The organism is Devosia ureilytica, from assembly GCF_024273195.1.
Lineage (GTDB): Bacteria > Pseudomonadota > Alphaproteobacteria > Rhizobiales > Devosiaceae > Devosia > Devosia ureilytica.
On sequence record NZ_JAMZCU010000004.1, the window covers coordinates 279,544 to 304,604 of the forward strand.

The 25,061-nt window shown below is 62.0% G+C and carries 21 protein-coding genes; 15 read left to right on the forward strand and 6 right to left on the reverse strand.

Going from position 1 to position 25,061, the window contains the following annotated elements; all coding sequences use genetic code 11:
* Window positions 1-482: 482 nt before the first annotated feature.
* On the reverse strand, window positions 483-1,496 hold the full coding sequence (locus tag NIM87_RS12750) for a LacI family DNA-binding transcriptional regulator (protein WP_254675066.1): 1,014 nt from the start codon (window positions 1,494-1,496) through the stop codon (window positions 483-485).
* A 133-nt stretch (window positions 1,497-1,629) separates the two neighbouring features.
* The gene (locus NIM87_RS12755; protein ID WP_269468040.1) at window positions 1,630-2,118 is read right to left on the reverse strand and encodes an Lrp/AsnC family transcriptional regulator; all 489 of its coding nucleotides are present in this window, start codon (window positions 2,116-2,118) and stop codon (window positions 1,630-1,632) included.
* Window positions 2,119-2,220: 102 nt separating this feature from the next.
* Here NIM87_RS12755 and NIM87_RS12760 point away from each other — a divergent pair, with 102 nt between their 5' ends.
* From NIM87_RS12760 to NIM87_RS12790, 7 genes are all read left to right on the forward strand, one after another.
* Entirely contained in the window at window positions 2,221-4,590 is a 2,370-nt protein-coding gene (locus NIM87_RS12760; protein WP_254675068.1) for a transketolase-like TK C-terminal-containing protein, read from the forward strand.
* 272 nt (window positions 4,591-4,862) lie between these two features.
* Window positions 4,863-6,464: a peptide ABC transporter substrate-binding protein gene (locus NIM87_RS12765; protein WP_254675069.1), complete on the forward strand. Its 1,602-nt coding sequence runs from the start codon at window positions 4,863-4,865 to the stop codon at window positions 6,462-6,464.
* A gap of 68 nt (window positions 6,465-6,532) precedes the next feature.
* Window positions 6,533-8,287: an ABC transporter ATP-binding protein gene (locus tag NIM87_RS12770; RefSeq protein WP_254675070.1), complete on the forward strand. Its 1,755-nt coding sequence runs from the start codon at window positions 6,533-6,535 to the stop codon at window positions 8,285-8,287.
* A gap of 13 nt (window positions 8,288-8,300) precedes the next feature.
* Window positions 8,301-9,230, forward strand: coding sequence for an ABC transporter permease (locus NIM87_RS12775; RefSeq protein ID WP_254675071.1), 930 nt, complete (start codon window positions 8,301-8,303; stop codon window positions 9,228-9,230).
* A complete protein-coding gene (locus tag NIM87_RS12780) occupies window positions 9,227-10,120 on the forward strand; it encodes an ABC transporter permease (RefSeq protein ID WP_254675072.1) in 894 nt (297 codons plus the stop codon). The genes NIM87_RS12775 and NIM87_RS12780 overlap by 4 nt, the downstream gene beginning before the upstream one ends.
* A gap of 2 nt (window positions 10,121-10,122) precedes the next feature.
* Entirely contained in the window at window positions 10,123-11,322 is a 1,200-nt protein-coding gene (locus NIM87_RS12785) for an aminotransferase class V-fold PLP-dependent enzyme (protein WP_254675073.1), read from the forward strand.
* A 62-nt stretch (window positions 11,323-11,384) separates the two neighbouring features.
* A complete protein-coding gene (locus NIM87_RS12790) occupies window positions 11,385-12,113 on the forward strand; it encodes a FadR/GntR family transcriptional regulator (RefSeq protein ID WP_254675074.1) in 729 nt (242 codons plus the stop codon).
* 24 nt (window positions 12,114-12,137) lie between these two features.
* Here the strand turns inward: NIM87_RS12790 and NIM87_RS12795 are convergent, their stop codons facing one another.
* Both NIM87_RS12795 and NIM87_RS12800 read right to left on the reverse strand, forming a co-directional pair.
* Window positions 12,138-12,947: a creatininase family protein gene (locus NIM87_RS12795; RefSeq protein ID WP_254675075.1), complete on the reverse strand. Its 810-nt coding sequence runs from the start codon at window positions 12,945-12,947 to the stop codon at window positions 12,138-12,140.
* A gap of 13 nt (window positions 12,948-12,960) precedes the next feature.
* The gene (locus NIM87_RS12800; RefSeq protein WP_254675076.1) at window positions 12,961-13,350 is read right to left on the reverse strand and encodes a RidA family protein; all 390 of its coding nucleotides are present in this window, start codon (window positions 13,348-13,350) and stop codon (window positions 12,961-12,963) included.
* Between the two features lie 209 nt (window positions 13,351-13,559).
* Between NIM87_RS12800 and NIM87_RS12805 the strand changes: the two genes are divergently transcribed.
* The 6 genes from NIM87_RS12805 to NIM87_RS12830 all read left to right on the forward strand — a co-directional run bounded on the left by NIM87_RS12805 (window position 13,560) and on the right by NIM87_RS12830 (window position 19,618).
* On the forward strand, window positions 13,560-14,561 hold the full coding sequence (locus tag NIM87_RS12805; RefSeq protein ID WP_254675077.1) for an ABC transporter substrate-binding protein: 1,002 nt from the start codon (window positions 13,560-13,562) through the stop codon (window positions 14,559-14,561).
* 128 nt (window positions 14,562-14,689) lie between these two features.
* A complete protein-coding gene (locus tag NIM87_RS12810; protein WP_254675182.1) occupies window positions 14,690-15,454 on the forward strand; it encodes an ABC transporter ATP-binding protein in 765 nt (254 codons plus the stop codon).
* Window positions 15,451-16,317: an ABC transporter permease gene (locus NIM87_RS12815; protein WP_254675078.1), complete on the forward strand. Its 867-nt coding sequence runs from the start codon at window positions 15,451-15,453 to the stop codon at window positions 16,315-16,317. Before NIM87_RS12810 ends, NIM87_RS12815 begins: the two co-directional genes overlap by 4 nt.
* On the forward strand, window positions 16,318-17,631 hold the full coding sequence (locus NIM87_RS12820) for a cytosine deaminase (RefSeq protein ID WP_254675079.1): 1,314 nt from the start codon (window positions 16,318-16,320) through the stop codon (window positions 17,629-17,631).
* A complete protein-coding gene (locus NIM87_RS12825) occupies window positions 17,625-19,031 on the forward strand; it encodes an FAD-binding oxidoreductase (RefSeq protein ID WP_408640074.1) in 1,407 nt (468 codons plus the stop codon). The genes NIM87_RS12820 and NIM87_RS12825 overlap by 7 nt, the downstream gene beginning before the upstream one ends.
* Window positions 19,031-19,618, forward strand: a complete 588-nt coding sequence (locus NIM87_RS12830) for an NAD(P)H-dependent oxidoreductase (RefSeq protein ID WP_254675081.1) — start codon at window positions 19,031-19,033, stop codon at window positions 19,616-19,618. Before NIM87_RS12825 ends, NIM87_RS12830 begins: the two co-directional genes overlap by 1 nt.
* Before the next feature lie 30 nt (window positions 19,619-19,648).
* On the opposite strand, the gene NIM87_RS12835 is transcribed toward NIM87_RS12830, so the two are convergent.
* Both NIM87_RS12835 and NIM87_RS12840 read right to left on the reverse strand, forming a co-directional pair.
* The gene (locus NIM87_RS12835) at window positions 19,649-20,161 is read right to left on the reverse strand and encodes a hypothetical protein (RefSeq protein ID WP_254675082.1); all 513 of its coding nucleotides are present in this window, start codon (window positions 20,159-20,161) and stop codon (window positions 19,649-19,651) included.
* Window positions 20,162-20,170: 9 nt separating this feature from the next.
* Window positions 20,171-22,453, reverse strand: a complete 2,283-nt coding sequence (locus tag NIM87_RS12840) for an LPS-assembly protein LptD (protein ID WP_254675083.1) — start codon at window positions 22,451-22,453, stop codon at window positions 20,171-20,173.
* A gap of 509 nt (window positions 22,454-22,962) precedes the next feature.
* On the opposite strand from NIM87_RS12840, the gene NIM87_RS12845 reads away from it, so the two are divergent.
* Window positions 22,963-23,688: a hypothetical protein gene (locus NIM87_RS12845; protein WP_254675084.1), complete on the forward strand. Its 726-nt coding sequence runs from the start codon at window positions 22,963-22,965 to the stop codon at window positions 23,686-23,688.
* Window positions 23,689-23,797: 109 nt separating this feature from the next.
* On the forward strand, window positions 23,798-25,057 hold the full coding sequence (locus NIM87_RS12850) for a polysaccharide biosynthesis/export family protein (protein ID WP_254675085.1): 1,260 nt from the start codon (window positions 23,798-23,800) through the stop codon (window positions 25,055-25,057).
* The last annotated feature ends 4 nt before the right edge of the window (window positions 25,058-25,061 follow it).

Below are 25,061 nucleotides of genomic sequence, written 5' to 3' on the forward strand. Positions count from 1 at the left end.
CTCCCATCATGGCGACCGGGGTGGTCACCGCGCTAACTTGCTTGGCGCGCTTCCGAACCGAAAAGTGGTGTCCACTTTTCCAGGAAACGCTCCATCATCGCCGAGTGCGGAGGCAGCGTATCGACATGCAGCCGACATGATGAGCCCGGATCGGCACCGGTTCATCCGCCTCATGGGCCTCCTCCCTCAGTGCGTCAGTCCTGCGGAAAGCGTCCCAATCTGTGTCGGGTAGAGCCTGCCGCGACGAGCTGTCGCATCTGCAAGACAACACCCAATAGCGATTGCACACAAGTGCATTTTTCGCCCTGTTGGGTCGCCTAGATATGCGGCTTCCATAACGCTTTGATGACAATTACAAATTTGCGCACGTGTGCAATATGCTGCACCATTTGTTGCAACCGTCTGTCGATGCCAATGAAAAGGCACCGCCCCAAGGCTGCAAAAAGCCGGGCAGGCAAGCACTTGCGCTGGCAAGGAGAGGTCTAGTTTCTGCCCGGACGGACCGAGCGTCGCCAGACCGGAATCGGCTCGATCATGCGCCTCTCGGAGCTGGCACGTTCGGGTTGCAACAGCAGGTCAACGACCTCGTCGGCCATGGGGTCAAGCGGCTGCCTGAACGTGGTCAATTGATAGGAGGCCCAGCCCGCCTGCTCAATGTCATCGAAGCCGACAACGCAAAGATCATCGGGAATGGCGAGGCCAAATTCGAGGCGCGCCACGTCCATGACACCCAGGGCAAGTAGATCTGTGACGCAGAAGACGCCATCGGGCGGCAATGATCGCCCGAACACCCGCCGGGCCGCCTCTTGCCCCGATTGGTAGCTCGTTGGCCCTGCCTCGGTGACCACCACCGACAGGCCAACAGCCGCCGCCGCCTCGACAAAGACCTTCTCGCGCTCCACGAGACTCGCCGTTCGTGCATTGGACGTGATCAGCCCCAGCCGCTCACACCCGGCCCGGCGCAACAGGAACAGCGCCTCGCGCCCGGCCATGGCATTGTCGACGCCCAGCGTGCTTGACCCCTGCAAGCGCTCGTCGCGATTGATCAGCACCACCTGCTGTCCATTGGCGAGGCAGGTTTCGATCAGCGACGCGGGCGGCGTGCCCGAGAGCACCACCGTGGCGTCGGCGCGATAATTGAGCGTCTGCCGCAAGGCCGCAGACACGCTCTCCGTGTCGGTCTCGGTATTGATCACCATGGTGATCTTGCCCGCTGCCTGCAATTTACGGGTCAGCACATCGACCATGCGTGCCCGGATTGGCGTGGTCATGTCGGCCACCACCAGACAAACGATATTGCTGCGTTCGCGCAATCCGCGCGCCAGGTGATTGACGTGGTAGCCCAAGGCATTGGCCGCCTCGATAACCTTGCGTCGCGTCGCCTCGGAGACGCTCGCGCCGTCGGTAAAGGTGCGGGACACGGCCGAACGCGACACCCCGGCCCGTTCGGCCACCATTTGCGCACTGACAAAGGAAGGGGGTTTCAATTCGCTCATGAAGAAGCCGTGGCACAGGACAGGCGCGATAGTGAAGTGAAAAACGCGGACGTCAAGCTAAGGACACAAGGCGGTACGGCGCAGAATACAGGGAACCAGGCAGATGATCTGCCCCCGGAAAGCGCCGCCAGCTCTACAGCGGCAGAACGCGCGAGAACTTCACGGCGCCAAGAGAAAAGCTGCTCTCGATCGAGGCCACACCCTCGAGCTGGGTCAGTTTCTCACGCAAGAAGTGCTCGTAGGATTCAAGATCGGCGCAGACGACCCGCAGCAGAAAATCGAACTGCCCCGTCATCAAATAGCACTCCATAACCTCCGGCCAACGGCTGATCGCAGCGCCGAAGGCGTCCAGGTTGCCCGCCCTTTGCCGTTCGAGTTTGATGGAAATGAAGACCGAAACGGGTAAGCCCACCGCCTTTTGCTCGATATTGGCGCTGTAGCCCGCAATGATGCCATTGCGTTCCATCTGCCGCAGCCGCCGCAGGCAGGGTGATGCCGAAAGCCCAATCTTGTCGGCGAGCGCCTGCACCGTCATGCGCCCATCCTCCTGCAAGGCCCGCAGGATTCTACGATCAACCGGGTCCAGTGCGTCAGTGGCGGAATCCGCCCCAATAGTGTCCATTTTAGCCAATATCCTGCGCCAACACCCAAAAGACCACACAAGATAGACAGGATTTGCTCAACCGCAAACCGTAATGTCAGACATATCGGAGGGAGAGACGATATGGCAATCGAGGGGATCGGGCGCATCGAGGCCATCGAGGCTCTGACCCGAAAATCACTCTGGCTGGCCAGCTGGATGGTCCACCATGCGAACCATATCCGGCCCAATATCGACGGCGTGAAGGTTGGTGGCCATCAGGCCAGTTCAGCTTCCATGGCCGCCATGCTCTCAACCCTCTATTTCGGCGTTCTCAAGCCAGAGGACCGCGTGGCGGTCAAGCCGCATGCGGCCCCGGTGTTTCATGCCATCCAATATCTCATGGGTCGGCAGATCCGGGAAAAACTGATCGACTTTCGAGCCTTCGGTGGCGCGCAGTCCTACCCCTCACGCACGAAGGATACCGACGATGTCGATTTCTCGACAGGCTCGGTGGGTTTGGGCGTTGCTTTTTCGGCCTTTGCTTCCTTGGTACAGGACTACGTTCGCGCCAAGGACTGGGCCGGCAAGGAACGGCCTGAAGGGCGCATGATTGCGCTGGCGGGCGATGCTGAGCTGGACGAAGGCAATATCTACGAATGCCTGCTCGAAGGCTGGAAGCATGGCCTGAGGAACTGCTGGTGGATTATCGACTACAATCGCCAGAGCCTGGACGGCGTGGTGCGCGAAGGGCTGTATGACCGCATCGAAGCGGTGTTCAAGGCCTTTGGCTGGAAGGTTGTCACGCTCAAATATGGCGCCCTGCAGCGCGCGGCCTTTGCCGAGGCGGGCGGCGAGCACCTCAAGGCCTGGATCGATGCGTGCCCCAACGCGCTCTACTCGGCCCTGATGTTCCGGGGTGGCGCCGCGTGGCGCGAACGCCTGAGCGACGAAATCGGTGACCAGGGCGCGGTTTCGGCGCTTCTCGCCCGTCGCAGCGACGACGAACTGGCGGCGCTCATGGCCAATCTGGGCGGACATTGCGTCGAGAGCCTGCTTGACCAGTTCGAGGCTGCCGGCAACGACGAGCCAACGGTCTTCATAGCCTACACGGTGAAAGGCTGGGGGACGCCGCTCGCCGGCCACAAGGACAATCATGCCGGCCAGATGACCGGCGCGCAGATCGAGCAATTGCGCAGCGCCCATCGCATCCGCGAAGGTCACGAATGGGACCGGTTCGAAGGGCAGGATAAACCAGACGCCCTTGCAGCCTTTCTGGCGGCCGTGCCGTTCAACACCGCTCAGTCGCGCCGCCTGACCTCGCCGGCCGTCCCCACGATTGGCCCGCAGTTCATCGGCACCGGCCCGACATCCACCCAGGCCGCCTTCGGACGCATTCTCGACGCCATTGCCAAGACCGACAGCGAAATGGCGCGGCGCATCGTCACGACCTCGCCTGATGTTACGGTCTCCACAAATCTGGGCGCGTGGGTCAACCGCAGGAACCTCTTCGCGTCCCAGGAGATGGCGGACCTCTTCCAAAAGGAGGCGATCCCCTCGACCCAGAAGTGGCGGTTCACGCCGGAGGGTCAGCATCTCGAACTGGGCATCGCCGAGATGAACCTGTTTTTGATGCTGGGCGCTGCCGGCCTCAGCCATTCGCTGTTCGGCGAGCGCCTGCTGCCCATCGGCACCCTTTATGATCCGTTCATCTCGCGGGGCCTGGATGCGCTGAACTACGCTTGTTACCAGGACGCGCGTTTCCTGCTCGTTGCAACACCCTCCGGCGTATCGCTTGCCGGGGAAGGCGGCGCTCACCAATCCATTGCCTCACCCCTGATCGGCATGTCGCAGGATGGTCTTGCCAGTTTCGAGCCCGCCTTTGCCGACGAGCTGTCAGTCATTATCGACTGGGCCTTCGACTACATGCAGCGCAGCGGCGACGCCCGACCGGACCTCGCCGACTGGCCCCGCGACGTTACGGGCGGATCGGTCTATCTCCGACTTTCCACCAGGATGCTTGAGCAGGTCCCCCGCGAGATGGACGAAACCCTGAGCGCCGACATCATCCGCGGCGCCTATTGGCTCAATCCACCGACACCGCAGTGCGAAGTTGTCATTGCCTATCAGGGGGTGCTGGCCAGCGAGGCCATTGCGGCAGCCGCCCGCATTGGTGGTGACCGGCGCAATGTCGCCGTGCTCGCAGTCACATCGGCAGACCGTCTCAATGCCGGCTGGCAGGCGGCGCAGCGCGGACGCCTGCATGGCGACAGGACTGCCGGAAGTCATGTCGAAAACCTCCTGTCCCAGATACCACATAGCGCCAGCATCATCACCGCCATCGACGCTCACCCCGCCACACTGGGCTGGCTGGGCAGCGTCCAGGGGCACCGCACGGTGGCTCTGGGGGTCGAGCATTTCGGCCAGACCGGAACCGTCCGTGATCTCTACAGCCATTTCGGCATCGACGCCGAAACCATCGTCGCCGCAGCCGGACACCTCATGGCGCGGTGACTGACGACCCGCGTGGCGACTACGGCCGCCTCGCAAACAGACTGCACCCAAGGATGCGTCGCAACGTTGCAAAACTGCGGACTTGGCAGTCAATCAGCCTTGCACCCGCACTTCAAATTTGTCAGACATATGTCATCTGGCAAATTGTTTGAGGGAACAATGGGCCTCCGGCGCCCATCAAGAGGGCGCCCGCAAAGCAAGTGAACAGGCCCGGGGGAATTGGGCCTGGCACATCAGGGAACGTCCACCGCTCTACTTAAAGGAGGGAGCATATGCATATCTTGCCCAAACTGGTCGGCGCATTGGCAGTCGCGACAGCACTGACACTGCCCGCCCTGGCCCAGACCACTATCGTGGCACCGGGTCAGTCCACCACCGGCACCTACATGGACTATATGAAGACCGTCTATGACAGGGCGACCTTCGCCGAATTGCTGCAGGTCCCCATTGCGACGTTCGACAAGGAATTCGAGCTGACCCCGATGGCAGCGGAAAGCTGGAGCCAGTCCGAGGACGGCCTCACCTGGACTTTCAAGTTGCGCGAGGGACTGGTCTGGTCCGATGGGGAACCGCTGACGGCAGAAGACTATGTCTTTGCGCTGCAGCGCGCGGCGACGTCGGGCTATGACTTTGCCTGGTACTGGGACTTTGCCGGCGGCATCAAGGGCTGGAAGGAAGTCACTGAGGGCACTGCCGACGTCTCCACTCTGGGCCTGACCGCGGTCGATGACCTCACCATCGAGGTCACCACGACTGCCCCAAAACCCTACCTCCCCTCCGTCACCAGCCTCTGGTACCCGGTGCCTAAGCACAAAGTGGATGAGCTTGGCGACGACTGGGCACTCAACGTCGACACTATTGTTTCTTCCGGGCCTTTTGAAATCGAGAGCTGGGAGAAGTCGAACAACGCGGTGGTCTTTACCAAGTCCGATACCTATACCGGCCCCTGGCAAGCGCAGATCGACCGCCTCGAAGTTGACCCGAGCCTTGGCGCGCCCGAAGTTGGGCTGCCGGCCTATCTTGCCGGTGATACCGACTATTCGTTCCTCAACACCGGACAGGTCCCGGTGGCGATGGCGGCAGAGCCCGATGGCATCCGCAAGAATGCGGTTTTTGCCACCTCCTACATCTCCTATGACCTTGAGTCAGAGCCGTTCAACAATGTCGATGTGCGCAGGGCCTTCTACCATGCCATCGACCGCGAAGAACTGACCTCCACGGTGCTCAAGGACATTGCCATTCCGGCCGGCTCCATCCTGCCGCCCGGCTATCCCGGCTACAATCCGGATGTCGTGGCCCAGGCCACCTTCGATCCTGAGCAGGCCAAGCAGTTCTTGGCCGATGCCGGCTACCCCAATGGCGAGGGTTTCCCGGAGATCGAAATCTGGATCCGCGAGGAGGGCGGCTATAATGGGGCCATCATCCCGGCCATGGCGCAATACATCCAGGCCGAACTCAAGGAAATCCTGGGGATCACCGTCAACATCCGCCAGCTTCCCGGTGCAGACTGGATGGACGGCCTGCGTGGCGCGAAGAACAACATCTTCATCGCTCCCTACGAGTACGACTATCTCGACCCGTCCAACTTCTACGGCATCTTCTTCAATGGCGGGCGTCATAATTACTTCGTTCCCGAGTATGACGCACTGGTCGCCAAGGCCGATGCCGAAAGCGACTGGGATACCCGCTATGCGCTCTATGCCGAGGCGGAACAGGTCATGATCGACCAGGGGCTCATTGTCCCGCTGGTGCACCCGATCACTACGGCCATCATCTCGGGTGAATTGGGTGGCGAAGCCTCCACGCCCAACGCCTTGGGCTTCACCCCATTGGACCGGCTTGGCCACTACTTCTTCACGCACCTGACCAAGTAGTATCGCGATCCAACAGGCGCCTCCCGAGCATTCCCAGTCGGGAGGCGCCACCTTTAAGCGGGCCAGCCATGTCACTCGTTGAAATAGAAGACCTGCGGGTCAGCTTTCGCCAGTATGGCGGCGCCGTCGACGCGGTGCGCGGCGTCAGCTTCACGGTCAATGAAGGCGAAAGCCTTGGCATTGTCGGGGAGAGCGGCTCCGGCAAATCGGTCAGTTGTGCCGCATTGCTGCGCCTCCTGCCCCCGACTGCCGAAGTCAGCGCCACCACGCTTCGCCTTGACGGCATTGATGTTGCAAAGGCCGGCAAGGATGATCTTGTCCGCCTGCGAGGTCGCGCCGCGGCGATGATCTTCCAGGATCCGATGACCGCTTTTGATCCGGTGTTCACCATCGGCCACCAGATCGCCGAGACCATTCAGGCGCACCGCAACTCGAGCGCGCGCGATGCACGAAAAGAGGCGGAGGACCTGCTCCAGCGGGTGGAGATCAAGAACGCCAGCGACGTCCTCGACTACTATCCCCATCAGCTTTCCGGCGGCATGTTGCAGCGCGCAATGATCGCCATGGCACTCTCTTGCCGCCCCAAGGTGCTGATTGCCGACGAACCGACGACGGCGCTCGATGTCACCATCCAGGCCCAGATTCTGCAGCTCATCAAGAAGGTGCAGGCCGAGTTCGGCATGGCGCTGATCATGATCACCCATGACCTTGGCGTCATTGCCGAGACGGTCGACCGGGTGCTTGTCATGTATCGCGGCGAGGTCATGGAACAGGGGCCCGTGCAACAGATCTTCGATACCCCCCAGCATGACTATACCAAGCAGCTTCTGGCGAGCCTCCACGCCCGCTTCGAGCCATCACGCGGCAGCGACAGCGACACCCCCGCCCTCGAGCTCAAAGGGTTGGCGAAGGCCTATCGCATTCGTCGCCGTCGCGGCCTTTTCAATGAATACGTCGATTTCCATGCCGTGCAGGAGATCAACCTGGCCCTGCCCAAGAACCGTATCGTCGCCATCGTCGGCGAAAGCGGATCGGGGAAGACCACGACCGGCATGATGGCGATGCGCCTCACCGATGCATCGAGCGGGCAGATCCTCGTCGACGGGCATGACATTTCCAACCTCTCGCCCGAAGCGCTCAAGCCCTGGCGTCGCAGAATGCAGGTGGTTTTCCAGGACAGCTATTCGGCGCTGGACCCAATGATGACATTGGCCCAGATCATCGCTGAGCCGCTCCATATTCACGGCGTTGGCTCTCCACGCGAGCAGACCGAGACAGCCCTGTCGTGGCTGGATCGGGTCGGCCTCGACCGCTCATTTGCCAATCGCTACCCGCATGAACTCTCGGGCGGCCAGCGCCAGCGCGTGGCCATTGCCCGGGCACTGGTGCTTGAGCCGACCGTCCTTGTCGCGGACGAGCCCACATCAGCGCTCGATGTCACCGTCAAGGCGCAGATCATTGGCCTCCTGAAAAAACTGCAGGCGGAAATGGGCCTTTCCATGCTGTTCATCAGCCATGACCTGTCGACGGTCAAATCACTCACCGACAGCGTGGTGGTCATGTATCGCGGGCGGGTTGTGGAGGAAGCGCCAACCGAACGCATCTTCTCGGATCCGCAACACCCCTACACGCGAGCCCTGCTCGAGGCGGTGCCGGTGACCAATCCAAGGGACAAGCGGTCTCGCAATTTTCTGTCCGCTGAGGAAATCGAGGCGCGGACACCTCGCCTGACAGTCCTCCAGACCGGTGTCGCGCCGCACAGCAAACCGCAACTTGTCGCCATCGCCCCGGGCCACCGGGTCGAGGCTTATGTGACCAATTGAGGGGGCGATACTGATGCTCGGATTTATCCTTCGCCGGCTCGTCTCGGTTGCCTTCACCTTCATTGCCGTGTCGATCATCATCTTCCTGATGATGCACGCCGTGCCCGGCGGCCCGTTCGATGCCAATGACATGCCGGTTTCCGAGGCGGTGCGCGCCAAGATGATGGCGCAGCTGGGCCTCGACCAGCCGCTTTACGTGCAATACCTGCGCTATATGTGGGGCGTGATGCAGTTCGATTTCGGCGTGCCCTATCAAAGCCCCGGCGAAAGCGTCTTGCAGCTGCTCTCTCGCGCCTGGGTCCCGAGCCTTGTCCTGGGTGGCCTTGGCGTTCTCATCGGCGCGCCGTTGGGGATACTCCTCGGCATGGCCGCCGCCCTCAATCGCAACAGCTGGATCGACTATCTCGCATCCGCCGTTGCCACGATTGGCCTCACCATTCCGGTGTTCGTCACGTCAATGCTGCTGATCCTGGTGTTTGCGGTGTGGCTCAAATGGCTGCCTGCCAGCGGCTGGCCGCATCCCGAGCGCTGGATATTGCCCATCATCGCCTATGCCGCCATTCCGGTCGCGACCTATGCTCGCTACACCCGCTCGGCCATGCTCGACACCATGAGCCGGCCGTTCGTGACGGTGCTGCGCGCCAAGGGACTCTCGGAGCAGCGCATCGTGTTCCAGCATGTGCTGCGCAATTCGGCCATCCCACTGGTCACCGTCTTCCTGCCCATGTTCATCGGCACCGCCACCGGCTCGATCTTTGTCGAGGCCATGTTCCGCATTCCAGGCCTTGGCGCCTATTTCGTCTCGTCCATCGAGACGCGCGACTATCCCCTGGAGATGGCACTGATGCTCATGATCACCTTCATGTACTGCATCGCCTATCTCCTCTCCGACATTGTCTATGCGCTGATCAATCCGCGTATCCGCGTAGGAGGCGCAGAATGACCGACATCCTGACACCTCCTGCCCTGAAGGCACCGGCGCGCCAGCGCAGCCCACTGTGGTTCGCCTGGCAGCGTTTCCTGTCCAATAAGGCGGCGCTGGGCGGCGGCATCGTGCTCGCCATCCTGATCCTGATGGCGCTGCTGGCGCCATTGATCACCCCGGTGCCCCCCGAAGCGCAATTGTTCCTCACCCAGTCGCTGGCCTTCCCCTCGGCCGAGCACTGGTTTGGTGTCGACAATCTTGGGCGCGATTTTTACACCCGTATTGTCTATGGCGCGCGCATCTCGCTCTCCATCGGCTTCATCGCCGCCGGATTTTCCGTGCTGATCGGCATCCCGTTGGGAGCCCTTGCCGGCTATTTCGGTGGGCGAACCGACTGGATCATCATGCGGATCATCGAGCTGTTCTCGGTGGTGCCACCCTTGTTGGCAGCCATGCTGCTGGGAACTCTGATCCGCGGTGGCTACCCTTCGATCGTGGCCATCGCGGCGCTGTTCGGCTGGGTGCAGGTGTGCCTTCTGGTACGGGCCCAGGTGAAGGCCTTTCGCGACAAGGAATTCGTACGGGCCGCGCAGGCGCTGGGGGCCTCGCCCTGGTACATCATTCGCCGCCACCTCATCCCCAATTCCATTAGCCCGATCATCGTCGGCTTCGTGCTCGCCATCCCCATGGCCATGATGCTCGAAGCCTCGCTGAGCTTCCTCGGCATCGGCGTGCCCCCGCCGACCCCGACCTGGGGCCAGATGATCAATGAGGGCATCAATTTCATGTTCTACTACTGGCACCTGGCCGTCTTTCCGACGGCGGCTCTCGCCATCACTGTGCTCGCCACTTCGCTCTTTGGCGATGGCTTGCGCGATGCACTCGATCCCACCCTGAAAGGCCGCTAATCGTGTCCGACAATCTCGCCCGGCATTTCCTCCTGCGTGAGGATGTCGTCTTCCTCAACCATGGTTCCTTCGGAGCCTGTCCACGCCCGGTATTTGCGGCCTATCAGGGCTGGCAGCTGGAGCTGGAGCAGGAGCCGGTGGAATTTCTGGGGCGACGGCTGCACGACCTGCTGCGCGCCCCGCGCCAAGCCCTTGCCGATGAGCTCGGATGCGGTTCGGAGGACATTGTTGGCGTTCTCAATGCCACCAGCGGCCTCAATATCGTGGCCCGCTCGCTCGACCTCAAACCCGGCGATCAGATCCTCACCACCGATCACGAATATTCGGCCCTCGAAAAGACCTGGTCCTATGTCTGCCGCAAGACCGGCGCAGAGATCGTGGTGGTCAAAATACCCCTGCCTCTGGTCAGTGAGGCTCAATTCACCGATGCCATCATTGCGGGCATGACCGAGCGGACCAAGGTGCTGTTCCTCAGCCACATCACCTCGCCCACAGCCCTGCTCTTCCCCATCGAACCGGCCATTGCCGAGGCTCGCCGCCGCGGCATCTGGTCGGTCATCGACGGCGCCCATACGCCGGGCCACATCCGGCTCGATCTCGATGCTATCGGCGCCGATTTCTATGCCGGTAATTGCCACAAATGGATGATGTCGCCCAAAGGCTCCGCCTTCCTTCATGCGCGCCCCGAGGTGCAGAGCCTGCTCGATCCGCTGGTCATCAGCCATGGCTGGACAAAGGACTCCAAGCAGCCCGGTGCCAAGGGCGCCTTCGGCAGCTCGCCTTTTATCGACGAGATCGAAATTCAGGGTACGCGCGACCCTGCCCCCTGGCTGACAGTCCCGGCTGCCCTCCAGTTCCGCAAGGAGAATGACTGGTGGGCGGTCGCAGATCATTGCCACGCGCTGGCGCAGGAAACAGCCCGACGCCTGGGCGAATTGACCGGCCTGCCTGCGCTTTCAAGCCCGGAATTCTGCGCACCGCAAATGGTCGCCATGCCCATTCCCGAATGTGATACCGCCGAAATTCACAAGACCCTGTTTGAGCGCTACAGCATCGAAATCCCGGTTTTCAAATGGCAGGACCGCTGCATCGTCCGCCTCTCGGTGCAGGGATACAATTCGGTGGCCCAGATGGATCAACTGCTTGCAGCATTGACGGAGTTGCTCGGCCTCACGGCACCGCCCCTGGCCGCACAAGGCTGACAAACAGACAAAGATGTGATGTGAGTGGCGCCAACAAGACCACCATGGAGGATCGGGCGCCGATGAGTCGGGATGCCGCGCTGAGCTATCTCGAACCGCTCGAAAACCGCACGCGCAACGTGGCGGTGCTCGATGCGCTTGCCGAAATGGTCGAGCGCGCCGGTCTGACGATTGGTGATCGCCTGCCGCCTGAAGTGTCGCTGGCTGCATCTCTGGGCGTTGGCCGCTCGACCATTCGTGAGGCCCTGAACCGTTGGGAAGGTCTGGGGATTATCAAGCGGCGACGGGGGGACGGCACCTATCTGTCGGCGCGTGTGCAGACCTCGCGTGGCCTTGTGCCCACCATGGTCCGGCTCGAAGGCGAAGCGCTCCTGCGGCTGATTGAAATTCGACGCACCCTCGAGAACGATGTCGTGCGCAAGGCGACGCTCAAGGCAACACCAAAGCAACGCAGCGAGATCGCGCGGCTGTGTACCGCCCTGCTGTCTGAGGTCAATTCAGGCCGCCCGTGGCGCAAGACCGACCACGCCTTCCACAACGCCATCTACGACGCTTCGGGCAATCCGATGTACGGGCAGATCCTCACCAATCTGGACCATGCGCTGGATCGGGGTGAAATCTCGCCGTTCAACCGTGACGCGTTTGGCCTTGAATCCTTCCCGATTCACCGCGACCTGGCCGACGCCATTGTCGCCGAGGATGCCGAACGGGCCGTTGATGCGATCAACCGCATCCTCGATACCGTCGAGGCAGAGGTGCGCGCCATCATCGCAGACGGCAAGCTGCTCTAGGACCGATCGCCATTCAACTCCGGCTTAGCCGGTCGTCTGCCATCTGTCAGAACCAGGCAGCGGCATGCGCTCGACCTCGCGCAGAACCTCGATCATGCCGGCCACATTGCGCTCGGCAATTAAACGACCCTTTTCGGCGGTTGCCAGCGCCGCCTCGCCAACCGCCCCGCCCGGATTGATATCCGAAGCGATCCAGGCATAGACATGCCCGAACGCCCCGGTGGGCCGGAGATACTTGAACGCCTGCTCGTCGCGCGCGGCGATGGAGGGAAAATTCTCGGCCCGCGCCATGTCCACGAGATCGGGCCGGAAGTGGAGGATAAGCGAAGTCTCCGCGTCGCCACCATGAATGCCGTGGCGGCGTTCGAGGTCGCTTAGAACGCCATCAGGCGCCCCAAACCGCCAGCCGCTCTTGACCGCCAACATACCCGCCTCGACACGCAACTCTCGGGCGACGATGCCCATGATCTCTTCATTGCCGCCATGGGAATTGACGAAGACGATCTTGCGCACCCCGGACCGGGCGACCTCAAGGCCGATCTGGGTCCAGGCGTCGATCAGGTTGGTCGCCTTGTGGGTAATCGTCCCTTTGGACCAGACATGTTCATTCGACTTGCCGACCGCCTGCACCGGCAGGATGCGGATATCGAGATCGGCCGGTGCGCGCTCAGCCAGAAGGTTCATCATCGAGGTGTTGATGATGGTGTCGGTGCCCACCGGCAGGTGCGGGCCATGTTGCTCCACTGCCGCGATGGGCAAGATGGCGATGGTTTTGTGGGGGTCGAGATTGTCGAATTCGCGGGCCGCGAAATCACTCCACCAGATCTTGCGCATGTTTAGTCTGTCCTCAGGCGGGGCCGGCGGCGATGGCTTCGATCTCGACCACGAACTCGGGCCGGGCGAAGCCGGAAACAATCATTAGCGTGGACGCTGGAAATGGTTCGGCGAAGAGTGCGTTGCGCACGCCCATATAGGCCGCAAGGTGTTCGCGCCCGGTGACATAGGCATTGATGCGGACAATGTGCTCAAGGCCCAGCCCGGCTTCGGCCAGGATGGCGACGATGTTGTCAAAACAGAGCCCTGCCTGGCTTGCGCAATCTGCCGGCACCTTGCCGCTGGCATCTATGCCCAATTGCCCCGAGCAGAAGACCATTTGCTGCCCTGCCGGCACAACCACCCCATGACTATAGGGTGCAAAGGGCGGGTGGATCGAACTGGGCGCGAGTGACTTGAACATGAATACCTTGGTCGTTGCCGCGCATGCTAGGTCGGCAAATCTGCCATGGCCAGCATTTTACCTATAATCTGCACGCATGGCAGGCATTCGCAATATCTGCCTAATTTTTAGCTTCACATGACTGCTCTCATGTCGAAAGGTAGGCCCACGGCGGCCCCGCCGACCGACACAACGCCGCGTCGTCCAAGCCGCGGCTCAGGGAGCGCTTGATGCAGATTTCAAAGAAAACCATTCTCCTCGCCGCGCTGGCCCTGGCCGCCGGCCCGGCCACCGCTCAGGAACTTGACGCGGTGACCTTTGCGACGAACTGGCTGGCCCAGGCCGAGCATGGCGGATACTACCAGGCCATTGCCGACGGCACTTACGAGGAATACGGGCTGGACGTGACCATCATGCCGGGCGGCCCGCAGTCACCTGGCCGGCCCATGCTGGTATCGGGTCAGGTGCAATTCTACATGGGCGGCGCTTCGGGGGCCATTAACGCCGTCAAGGAGCAGATCCCGACCATCACCCTGGCAGCAATCTTCCAGAAGGATCCGCAGATCCTGATGTCGCATCCGGGCAAGTACTCCAGCTTCCCCGAATTGGCCGGCGCCGGAAAGTACATTCTGGGCGCTGATGGCTTCACGTCATACTTCTCCTGGATGAAGACCGAATGGCCCGAGTTCGTCGAGGAAAAGTACGAGCCGTACCAGTTCAACCCGGCCTCCTTCCTGGCCGATGAGACCGCCATTCAGCAGGGCTATCTGACCTCCGAACCGCTCGCCATTGAGCGCGAGGCCGGCTTTGCTCCCGATGTGTGGCTGTTGGCCGACCAGGGGTATACGCCCTATTCGACAACCATTGAGGCCATGAAGCCTTGGGTGGACGAGAATCCCGACGTGGCCAAGCGCTTCGTCGAGGCCTCCATCATCGGCTGGTACAACTACCTTTATGGCGACAATGCCGCGGCCAATGAGTTGATCAAGGCCGACAATCCGGAAATGACCGACGACCAGATCGCATATGGCATCGAGAAAATGAAGGAGTACGGCATCGTCGTCTCCGGCGACGCCGAAACCAAGGGCATCGGTTGCATGACCGATGCACACTGGACTGAGTTCTACGACAAGATGGTGGAGGTCGGCGTCTATGAAGCGGGCCTCGACATCTCCACTGCCTACACGACCGAATATGTGTGTCAGGGCCTTGGCATGGACCTCGTGAAGTAAACCTCTTTTCGGCGCGGACTGTCCGGTCCGCGCCGTTCCAGCCCCCAGCCGGTATTAGTATTTTGACTGATGTGATTGAACCGGCCGCACGCTCGGCCGATGCCGCCCAGGAGCGCCTCGTTGTATCGATGCGCCATGTGAGCAAGTTATTCTCCAATGGCACGCTGGCACTCAAGGACATGAACCTCGATGTCCGGCGCGGCGAATTCCTCAGCTTGCTCGGCCCTTCAGGCTGCGGCAAATCCACGGCCCTGCGCATCATTGCCGGCCTCGGCTCGGCGTCCTCGGGTAACATTGACTGGCCCAGCTCGCGCATCAATGCGCGCGGCCTGCCCGAAGGCGATGTCGGCTTCGTGTTTCAGGAGCCAACGCTGATGCCGTGGGCCACCGTTTTGGACAATGTTTATTTGCCGCTGCGCCTCAATGGCGTCAGCCGCTCGGCGGCGCGGCCTCGGATCATGGAATCTCTGGCCTCTGTGGGCTTGGCCGACTTCGAGAAATCCTATCCGCGAGAGCTCTCGGGCGGCATGAAGATGCGTGTGTCCATCGCCCGGGCGCTGGTGACCAAGCCGCGCCTGCTGCTGATGGATGAGCCCTTTGCCGCGCTCGACGAAATCACCCGCCAGAAGCTCAATGACGACGTGTTGCGCCTGTGGCGTGAGACCAGCATCACCGTGATCTTCGTCACCCATTCAGTGTTTGAAAGCGCGTTCCTCTCCAACCGCATCGTCGTCATGCGCGCCCGGCCCGGCCAGGTCTGCGCCGACCTCTCCATCCAGACCGCGGCCATGCGCGACGCCAATTACCGCACTTCAGAAGAATATCGCGCCACCACCGACAGGGTTTCCCGCGCCTTGCAGGAAGCCATCATGTTGGGAGCACAGGGGAAATGACCGACGCCATCCATGCCTCCAATGTCGCCGAAGCCGGCACCGACAGTGCGGTTGCCATCGCCGTGGCGCGCACCAGTACCGTTGAGAGGATTTTGCGCATCATCGTCCCGATGACCATGGTGTTGCTGGCCATCGGCCTCTGGCAACTGCACATCGTGATCAACCAGGTGCCCCGCTACATCATGCCGGCGCCGGGAGATGTTATCACCGCTCTCTATACCGACTGGGGCACGCTTTACCCGTCGCTGCTGGTAACCCTGCGCATCACCTTTCTGGCGCTCGGCATTGCGCTGGTCGGCGGCGTTGGCCTGGCCATTGTCTTGGTCCAAAGCAAATGGATCGAGCTGGCCATCTTCCCGTTTGCCGTCATCCTTCAGGTAACACCGATGATCGCCATCGCGCCGTTGCTGATCATATACATGCCCGATACCCAGTCGGCGCTGCTCACCTGCGCCTTCGTCGTCGCCTTTTTCCCGATCCTCTCCAACATGGTGGCTGGGCTCAAAAGCGTCGACCATAACCTGCTCAATCTCTTCGAGCTTTATGGCGCCAACCGCTGGCAGACCCTGCTCTATCTCAAACTCCCGGCCTCCCTGCCCTTCTTCGCAGCTGGATTGCGCATTGGCGGCGGGCTGTCGCTGATTGCTGCGGTGGTCGCCGAGTTTGCGGCCGGCTCGGCCGGCAAGGGGGCGGGCCTGGCCTTCCGGCTGCTCGAATCGGGCTACCGGCTCAACTATCCGCGGCTTTACGCGGCGCTGATCCTCCTCATGATCACGGGGGTTGCCATCTTTGCCGCCACCTCGCTCATCGCCTGGCTGCTGCTGCATCGATGGCACGAAAGCGCCATGAAACGGGAGAATTGAATGACCATCGTCATTCCTGCCGACGGCCATTACGTCCTGACCAATGCTGCTGTCCCAGCCGCGCTGCTGGGTACCCCAGCCTCGGGCGCTCTCGATCTGATCGACATCACCATTGCCGACAGTTTGATTGCCGCCATTGGTCCGGCCGGTTCGGCCGTGTCACCGCAAAAACTGGACCTGCGGGGCGACATCGTGCTGCCCGCCTTCGTTGATCTGCATACCCATCTCGACAAGGGCCATATCTGGCCCCGCAAACAGAACCCCGATGGCACCTGGCTGGGCGCGCTCATGGCGGTCCTGGCCGACCGGGAAGCCAATTGGGCTGCGTCGGACGTCGAGCGGCGCATGGATTTCTCGCTGCGCTGCGCCTACGCCCACGGCACCGCCGCCGTCCGCACCCATCTCGACATGGCGCCGCCGCAGCACAATATCACTTGGGATGTATTCGAGGCCATGCGCGAACGCTGGGCCGGGCGCATCGAGCTGCAGGCAGCCGGTCTCATGGGGCCCGACACCATTCTCGATAACACCGCCCTCAGGGCCATAGCCAACCGCGCCAAGGCGGCCGGGGGCATTCTCGGTGGCTCGACGGCGGTGCATGCCGAGAACCCAACCATCATGCGCAGGCTGGTGGCGATGGCCGGTGAACTGGGGCTCAACATCGATCTCCATACCGATGAATCCCCCGATCCGGCCGCCAATGCGCTCGAATGCCTGGCCGATGCCGTCATCGAAAGCGGCTTTACCGGATCAGTCGTGGCCGGACATTGCTGTTCGCTGGCGGTGCAGGACGACGAGACTGCCAAGCGCGTGATCGACAAGGTGGCCCGCGCCGGCATTGCGGTGGTCTCGCTGCCCATGTGCAACATGTATCTGCAGGACCGCGACAACACACATGGCGTGCGCACGCCGCGCTGGCGCGGGGTGACGCTGCTGAACGAGCTCAAGGCCGCCGGCGTTACGGTCGCCATTGCCTCGGATAACACCCGCGACCCCTTCTATGCCTATGGCGACCTCGATGGCTTCGAGGTGTTGCGCGAAGGCGCCCGCATCCTCCACTTCGATCATCCGCAGGATGACGCCTTTGCATGGACCCGCTCGGTTTCGGCCGACCCGGCCGCCATTGCCGGCTTCGGTTACTCCGCCGAAATCAAGGCCGGCGCGCCGGCGGACCTGGTGCTGCTCAAGGGCCGCAACTGGACCGAGTTGATGAGCCGCCCGCAAGCGGACCGCACCGTGATCCGCGCCGGCAAGGCCATCGACACCACTCTGCCCGACTACCGTGAACTCGACGACCTGATGGGACCATCATGAGCATTGCAGAATTCCGCGCCGAACTGGGCGACATCCCGCAGGAAGACAATCCGCGCATCGTGCAGCAGCGCAGCCGCGACCACTATTGGTATTCGCCTGTGCTCAAGCAGAAGCTCGACCATGTGACTGCTGAAGTCGTCGTCTCGCCGCGGTCGACCGAGGAGGTCAAATCCGTGCTCCGCGCCGCCTATAGGCATGGCGTGGCCATCACCCCGCGCGGCGCCGGCACCGGCAATTACGGCCAGGCCATGCCGCTCTCGGGTGGCGCGATGCTCAACCTGATGAATATGGACAAGGTGCTCGACATCAAGCCCGACCGCGTCCGCGCTCAGGCCGGCGCGGTGCTCGAAGCCATGGACCACGAGACCAGGGCAGCCGTCGCTGGCGAGCTACGCTTCCACCCCTCGACTTACCGCATGGCCTCGCTGGGCGGTTTCATCGCCGGCGGCTCGGGCGGCGTTGGTTCGGTCCGCTGGGGTGGCTTGCGCAATCTGGGCAGCATCCTTGGCCTCAAGATCGTCACCTGCGAGGCCGAGCCGCGCGAACTCGATCTCACCGGCGAGGACATCCTCAAGGTCGCCCACGCCTATGGCACCAATGGTATCATTGTCGAAGCCGAGATGCCGCTGGCCCCGGCGCATGACTGGATCGACGTCATTGTCGGCTTCGACCAATTCATGGATGCCGCCCGGTTTGCCGAGGCGGTCGCGCTTCAGGATGGTCTATTGCTCAAGGAGGTCGCGCCCTGCGCTGCCCCGATCCCGGAAGCCTATTTCAACCGCCACAAGCCCTATATCAAGGCGGGACAATCGGTGGTGTTGATCATGGTCGCGCCGGTGTCTGTCGAAGCGCTGGCGCTGTTCACCAGGCATAACAAGGGCGAGATGCTCTATCGCTCCGACAAGGCGAGCGAAGAAGAACTCAAGCGCCTGCCGCCGGTCTATGAGCTGGCCTGGAACCACACCACGCTGCGCGCCCTCAAGGTCGACCCCTCGATCACCTATCTCCAGACCCGTTACCCCAGCATCGACCATGTGCACAAGATCGTCGACCTCCTGGGCGACGAACTGCCCATGCATATCGAGATGACGCGGCAGGATGGTCAGGTCACGTTCGCGGGCCTGCCACTGGTGCGCTACACCAGTGAAGAACGCCTCGAAGAGATCATCCGCATCCACGAGGACAATGGCTGCAATGTCTTCAACCCGCATCGCTATACGCTTGAGGAAGGCGGCATGAAGCGGACCGATCTTAAACAATTGGCTTTCAAGCGCGAGGCTGATCCCAAGGGTATTCTCAACCCGGGCAAAATGGTTGCGTGGGAAAACCCGGACTTCGACTTCAACGCCGGCAAAGTCTGGCTGTTCGACGGCCTCAACACGGTTCAGCAGAGCGCCTGATGCGGGTTCATGTCATCCACGCCCACCCCGTTGAAACCAGTTTCAATCGCGCCCTGTTTCACACCGCCGTGGCGGGCCTCGAACAGGCGGGGCACAGTGTCGATGCCCTCAACCTTTACGACGAGGACTTCCCTGCCGTACTCAGCCGCGCTGAGCGTCTGGGCTATCACGATGTGCCGGGCAATCTGACCCCGCTCACCGCCCCCTATGTTGAACGCCTCAAGGCGGCCGAAGCGCTGGTCATCGTTCACCCCGTGTGGAATTACGGCTATCCCGCCATCCTCAAAGGCTATTTCGACCGTATCTTCCTGCCCGGCGTATCTTTCACCATGCAAGACGGGGATCGCGGCAAACTTGTACCCGGCCTCTCCAACATCAGGAAGGCGGCTTTCGTCACCACCTATGGCGGCGATCGCTTTCGCACCTTTGTCATGGGCGACCCACCCCGTCGCCTCGCCATGCGCTGGGGCTGGGTAACGTTTCGCACGCGGCCGAAATACCTTGCGCTTTACGACATGAACAACGTGACACCCGAGAGACGCGAAGGTTTCCTGGATAAGGTGCGTGCAGAGATGGGGCGGTTCTGATCGTCAGCGGCGGTGAGGCGTCGCGCTTGTTTAGCGCACGCTGGCAGGCATCCCCGGCCTGTACCCGGCCAGGATCGCAGCCCGGAGTGCCTCTGCAGCATTGCGGGCTGCTGTCTCCTGCGCACCCGTGCGTGACGAGATTTCGACCGGGGTCAGCTTTCCGCTCTGATAGGCGGTGTCGGAAAAGCGCGTCGCAGCGAACAGGACAGCATCGTCCTGCTCAATTGTGACTGACGCGGTGACCCGGACATTTGCGGGCCTTGCGACATCAAAGGCGTCCGACATTGAGCCGGGATAGCTGCCGGCCGATGCGGCGATGTCGAGCGTCGGGTCCTGCGGCGAAGCCTCCCCGGGAAACGCGACTTTCAAGCGGTCGATGATCAATTGCTCGATGCGGCTATCGGGCGGCAGGAAATTGAACCGCGCCGAAGCAATGCTGCCCGCCGCGTTCGTTCCATAGACCGGCGCGAAGCTGGTGCAGCCAGCCAGCACCACAGCCATCAAAGCAGCCGCCAGTCCTGAATAAATCGTCGGTCTGCCCATCCGCGCCTCCTATTGCAACCAACCCGCGAGCGGGACTGCACCAGAATAGCCAAGGCCCAGACCAGCCGGAGCAAGCAGTTTGAAGGACGCGGTCGCCCGCAAGTCATTGGGCGAATTGTGCGTGGGGCCAGTGCGCGTAATAGCACCGGAAACTGCCAGGTAGCCGTCGTTATAGGCCGCACCCCCACCAATCTGCAGATAGCTGCCCGATGCGATATCCCAATAGGCGTTGCTCGATACGGTCCAGTATTCGGCAACCGGGACGGACAATTCCACGCCGATTTCGTGCATGTCGCGGTCATTGCCTGTGGCGGGGGTAGCCGCCGCGAAACCATAGTTGAGCGCACCGGACCAGCCATCCTGGCCGTAACTGACGCCCAGCCCGGCGCGCGAGACCGCGAGGGAACTGGTGTCGATCTGCAGCTTTCCGCCCGCATTGAGCGTATCGGCAAGAGAACCATAGGCGCCCAACACAGCGTAGGACGCGGCGTTTTCCAGCCCCGACCCGACCCCGACCTGCTGCCGGTTGGCCAGGGCGAAAGCGTTGTCCCCGGCCAGTTGGAACGACTGTCCGCCAAGCAGCTCGAGATAGCTGCCATCGTCGAGCGTCGCGAGGTAGCGCCCGCCGACATTGAGGCGCAGTCCGGTTTCCTGACGATCAATGCCGGTAAACCGATTGTAGCTGAACACATTGGTGTCGTCGAAAACCAGGCTCTGAGAATCCTCATTGGTGATCCCCGGAGCGGTGCTCGAGGCGCCGCGATAAACGATCTGGCCAATCGGTTCGATCAGGTGGGTCACGCCGCCGCCATACGCGGCCATCGGATAGCGGACATCCAGGGCGGCAATGGGCGTGGCGCTCAGAAGCGTCTGTGCAGCCGGCGCCGAAGCCAGCCCGCTATTGCCATCATAGCTGGCAGCATCAAGCCGCACGCCCAGGAATGGCGTCACCACCGCCCCGCCGGCGATCCACTGGTTCTGCCAGCTGGCCTGCGCCATGCCATGCGCGCGGTTTCCCGCATAGCCATAGTCGTAGGGAATGCCATTGACTGTCGTGCTGGAGTCCGCCGCGCGCGACATGACCAGCAGCCGGCCTTCCACTTCCACCCGCCCACCACCATTGGGCAGGGTAAACGTGCGAGCCACCTGCACATTGGGCAAGGCGATGCCCTGCTGGTCGCGCTTCTGATCGGTGGTGTTGCCAAGTAGATTGAATTGCTGGATGCGCGCATCGACATAAGTGTCGTCGGTCAGGTGCGTGGCATAGACTTCGTTGACGGCGGAGCGCTTGGGGTCGAGCAGATAATCGGCAAAATAGGCGCTGTCGGTAAAGACCGAATAGGCGGCGCCGACGGTCCAATCTTCCACCGGCCTGAATTCGCCAGCGGCCTGCACGGCTCCGCGCCAGTCACGCTGCGCATCGGGGAAGCTGAAGGCCATCTTGTTGAACTGGTAAAGGCCCGAAGCCTTGATGTTGAACAACCCCCGGTCAAACCGCTGAATCCATTCGGCTCCCATCAGGAAGCCCTGCCCACTTAACAAGGTGGGCGACAGGATAACGCTGGTGTCCCTGGAGGAATAGACCGTGAAAGGCACTTCTGCCTTGACGCCGATCTCTTCGGAGTAAGCCAGGCTGGGCCTGGGGATGCCATCGAGCGACTGATTGCTCAGGTCAGGCAGCCACAGATAGGGCAGCCAGGCCACGGGAACGCCCAGCAGAGCTATTGAAGGCTGCTCAAGGGTGATTGAATTGTCTTCGCTGTTCTGAACGATCCTGGCGGCGCTGATGGACCAACCAATCCGCTTGCCGGACGGGCTGATACATTCTCCGCAAGGGGCGTAGCTGGCATTGATCAGAATGGAGCTGAGAACCTTGTCGAATTCAGCGCTATCGGCGGTAATGCGCGCGCCGTCGGTGGCCGTCAGGGTCATGCTGTCGAGCACGGTCCGCTTCAGCCCGTCCGTCAGGCTGAGCCTGTCGCTATGCGATCTGTTCCCGGCCGGGTCGATGACAATCACATTGCCGACCAGTTCCATTTCGCCGTCTGCGCGGCGATAGACGAGGCGCTCACCGCTTAGCGTATAGCCGCTGACCCGCAAAACAACATCGCCTCGCGCCATGATTTCATTGCGAACGGAATCGAAAACCAGCTCTTCGGCTTCGACCGCCGTGGGTGCGGAAGGGTCGATGGGCGCGGCAAAGAAATCCTCGGGAAGCAGACCCTGGGCGTGTGCTGGCCCAGCCAGGACCGTCACCGCCATGGCCAGCGCAAGGGCCCGCGGCAAACGCATGCGTTTGCTGGGTCCCATCAGCGAGTGCCCCTCGCGTTCCCTGCCTTGGAATTTCGGGTTCTCATGACCACACTACGTCAGCTTCAAAAAACGCAACGCCGCCCAAAGCCGATACGCCCGTGGCCGACAAAGTACCGACCAACGTACAGCCGGGCAATGAAGAATGTACAAATCAGCGGGGAAAGTCATCGGCCTGCCCTGCACGCATGACGCATAGACATTTGTTCCGGTTGCGGGTCGAGGCATCGCGCCACAGCCTGCACCGGCAAATTCACTTAACAGCTTTTTTGCATGGCTTGGTTGCAGGAAACCTCCCCGGCAGCCCGGCGTTGCATGTGGCGGCGTTGGGCCATGAGCAGTCTGAGGTATCCGGCGCCGACCGGGATCAGTGACCACCAGATTTTCGCAGTTTGAACGCATTTCGTCGCTCATGCGGCCAAGAGGCTGCCTTGGTTCTGGTGTCCTAGATAACGCTCCCGTGATGGAGACCCGTAACGAGCAGCGAGCCCTTGACCATGCCAATGACCCGGATGCGCTACACGCTGAACCAGAAGGTCGGTGACCCCAAGGAGTGGGTCTATAGCTGGACCCTGCAGGACGACCAAACCATCAGCACCCAATGCGATTTCTGTGGGCAGCCCGAGCAGCGTGTGACCTATGAGGTCACCCGGGGCGAAGAGAGAATGTGGATCTGCCAGCGCTGCGTCGGACGCTATCCCGTCGGCGGCATCGTGAACGGCAACCGGCTCCCACCCCACGCCGCGCGGGCCCAGGTGCATGGATTGACGGCCCGGCTCAAGCAGCAGACGTGCCACGAAATCATCCGGGAAATACAAAGGATCACCACCGACCCGGGGATTGAAGAAGCCCTGGTCTATTTCGAGCGCAACCTGCAATTGTCTCCCCAGCGCGCCGCCCTCCTCTTTGCGGCCCTGCCGTTGCTTTGCCGGCCCGTCGATACACGCATCTTCGAGGTGCAGACCCGCAGCACGCACCACCAGGAGGAATTTGGCACGCTGGACGACAATGCGCGCACCCTGGTGTGGTCTGCGCTGTCGCCTCTGCAGTGCCGCCGCCTCGCGTCGTTGGGCCATGCGCCGTCGGGTGTGCGCCGGGTATTGGGACGCAAGCATGGTCAGGACACGCACCAGTTGACCGGCTCGCGCATGACAGACTTGAGCGAGCCGGCAGGGCTTCACCCCGCGCCGATTAGTAAAGAACGATCAGCGCCTTAGCCGTTTTGAAGGCTTGTCGGAGCCGCCGCCGGCAGCGTCGGTGCGCCCCATTGCGGGCATGATCGACGGCAACGATCAGGTCAATGCGACCAGCAGCAAGGATAGCACAATGCATGTTGCCTCCAGCCGCCCCCTGCGGAAATCGCGCCTGGGCGCGACCCTCTGCCTGACCATGCTCGCGGGCCTCGTGCCGATTGCGCCGGGACAGGCGGCAGAGCCTTATGTCCTGGGGGTTTCGGACCAGCTCACCATCAAGGTGGTGCAATGGAAGGCCGCCGACTCCACCTTCGAGGAATGGACGGCCCTGGGCGGTGACTACGTCATTGGCGCCGATGGGCGCGTGAATTTCCCCATGATCGGCCCCCAGGAAGGGGCCGGCATGACAAGCGCCGATCTGGCAGCAGAGCTCGGCGCGGCGCTGCAACAGACGCTCGGCCTGGCCACGACCCCGACGGTGAGCGTCGAGATTGCCGAATATGGACCGATCTATGTGTCTGGCGATGTCGCGACGCCAGGCGAATACCCATTCGCGCCCAATCTTAGCGTCGTCAAGGCGCTGGCGCTGGCCGGAGGAGAGCGCCGCTCGGCCGAGGCCGCAGCCCGCCCCGACCGCGAAATGCTGACCACGACCGGAACGCTTGACGTCCTCGAGGACGAATACCACCGTCTGCAGGTCCGGCTTGCGCGCCTGGACGCCGAATTGGCGGGACAGACACAGATCGCGGTGCCGCCCGCGCTTGAGGGGCATCCTGACCTTGAAAACCTGCTAGCTGCCGAACGGGCCATTCTTGAGACGCAGGACCGGCAGGTTGCGGCTCAGTCGAGTTCCCTATCGGACCAGGTCGACCTGCTCACGGCACAAATCGAGGCCTTCGAACAGAAGGCTGCCAGCACGCAAACTCAGCTGGCGACCGCCCGTGAGCAATTGGAAAAGGTCACTGCGCTCTCGGACGACGGCCTTGCCGTCGCATCGCGGGTGGCCTCAACCCAGACCAATGTGGCCGATCTCGAGGCCAGGCTCCTTGATACCCAGACGGCCATCCTGCAGGCGCAGCAGGACATTGCCAAAGCCAATCGCGAACAGGCGCATTTGACCGACCAGCGCCTCGCAGACCTGTCCCTCGAGCGGCAGACCGTGAACGGCCAGATCAGTGCATTGGCACTCAAGATCGCGACGCAGCGCGGGCTGGTCCAGGAAGCTGCGCTCTATAGCGGGGCCGCCACCCCGGGCAATACGGCCCCCCAATACAGCTACACCATCATGCGCGACGGACAGGAAATCGAGGCTGACCTTACGACGCCGGTAATGGCCGGGGACGTCGTGGTCGCGCGACTGCAGTTTGTCACAGAGGAAGGGACCATCCAGTGAAGAA

Excerpts from the sequence above, each read along its gene's own strand:
- NIM87_RS12795 (WP_254675075.1), bottom strand. The coding sequence starts at position 12,947 with ATGCGCAAGATCTGGTGGAGTGATTTCGCGGCCCGCGAATTCGACAAT.
- NIM87_RS12770 (WP_254675070.1), top strand. The coding sequence starts at position 6,533 with ATGTCACTCGTTGAAATAGAAGACCTGCGGGTCAGCTTTCGCCAGTAT.
- NIM87_RS12755 (WP_269468040.1), bottom strand. The coding sequence starts at position 2,118 with ATGGACACTATTGGGGCGGATTCCGCCACTGACGCACTGGACCCGGTT.
- NIM87_RS12810 (WP_254675182.1), top strand. The coding sequence starts at position 14,690 with ATGCGCCATGTGAGCAAGTTATTCTCCAATGGCACGCTGGCACTCAAG.
- NIM87_RS12805 (WP_254675077.1), top strand. The coding sequence starts at position 13,560 with ATGCAGATTTCAAAGAAAACCATTCTCCTCGCCGCGCTGGCCCTGGCC.
- NIM87_RS12790 (WP_254675074.1), top strand. The coding sequence starts at position 11,385 with ATGAGTCGGGATGCCGCGCTGAGCTATCTCGAACCGCTCGAAAACCGC.
- NIM87_RS12850 (WP_254675085.1), top strand. The coding sequence starts at position 23,798 with ATGCATGTTGCCTCCAGCCGCCCCCTGCGGAAATCGCGCCTGGGCGCG.
- NIM87_RS12800 (WP_254675076.1), bottom strand. The coding sequence starts at position 13,350 with ATGTTCAAGTCACTCGCGCCCAGTTCGATCCACCCGCCCTTTGCACCC.
- NIM87_RS12830 (WP_254675081.1), top strand. The coding sequence starts at position 19,031 with ATGCGGGTTCATGTCATCCACGCCCACCCCGTTGAAACCAGTTTCAAT.
- NIM87_RS12750 (WP_254675066.1), bottom strand. The coding sequence starts at position 1,496 with ATGAGCGAATTGAAACCCCCTTCCTTTGTCAGTGCGCAAATGGTGGCC.
- NIM87_RS12820 (WP_254675079.1), top strand. The coding sequence starts at position 16,318 with ATGACCATCGTCATTCCTGCCGACGGCCATTACGTCCTGACCAATGCT.
- NIM87_RS12765 (WP_254675069.1), top strand. The coding sequence starts at position 4,863 with ATGCATATCTTGCCCAAACTGGTCGGCGCATTGGCAGTCGCGACAGCA.
- NIM87_RS12775 (WP_254675071.1), top strand. The coding sequence starts at position 8,301 with ATGCTCGGATTTATCCTTCGCCGGCTCGTCTCGGTTGCCTTCACCTTC.
- NIM87_RS12780 (WP_254675072.1), top strand. The coding sequence starts at position 9,227 with ATGACCGACATCCTGACACCTCCTGCCCTGAAGGCACCGGCGCGCCAG.
- NIM87_RS12835 (WP_254675082.1), bottom strand. The coding sequence starts at position 20,161 with ATGGGCAGACCGACGATTTATTCAGGACTGGCGGCTGCTTTGATGGCT.
- NIM87_RS12840 (WP_254675083.1), bottom strand. The coding sequence starts at position 22,453 with ATGCGTTTGCCGCGGGCCCTTGCGCTGGCCATGGCGGTGACGGTCCTG.
- NIM87_RS12760 (WP_254675068.1), top strand. The coding sequence starts at position 2,221 with ATGGCAATCGAGGGGATCGGGCGCATCGAGGCCATCGAGGCTCTGACC.
- NIM87_RS12815 (WP_254675078.1), top strand. The coding sequence starts at position 15,451 with ATGACCGACGCCATCCATGCCTCCAATGTCGCCGAAGCCGGCACCGAC.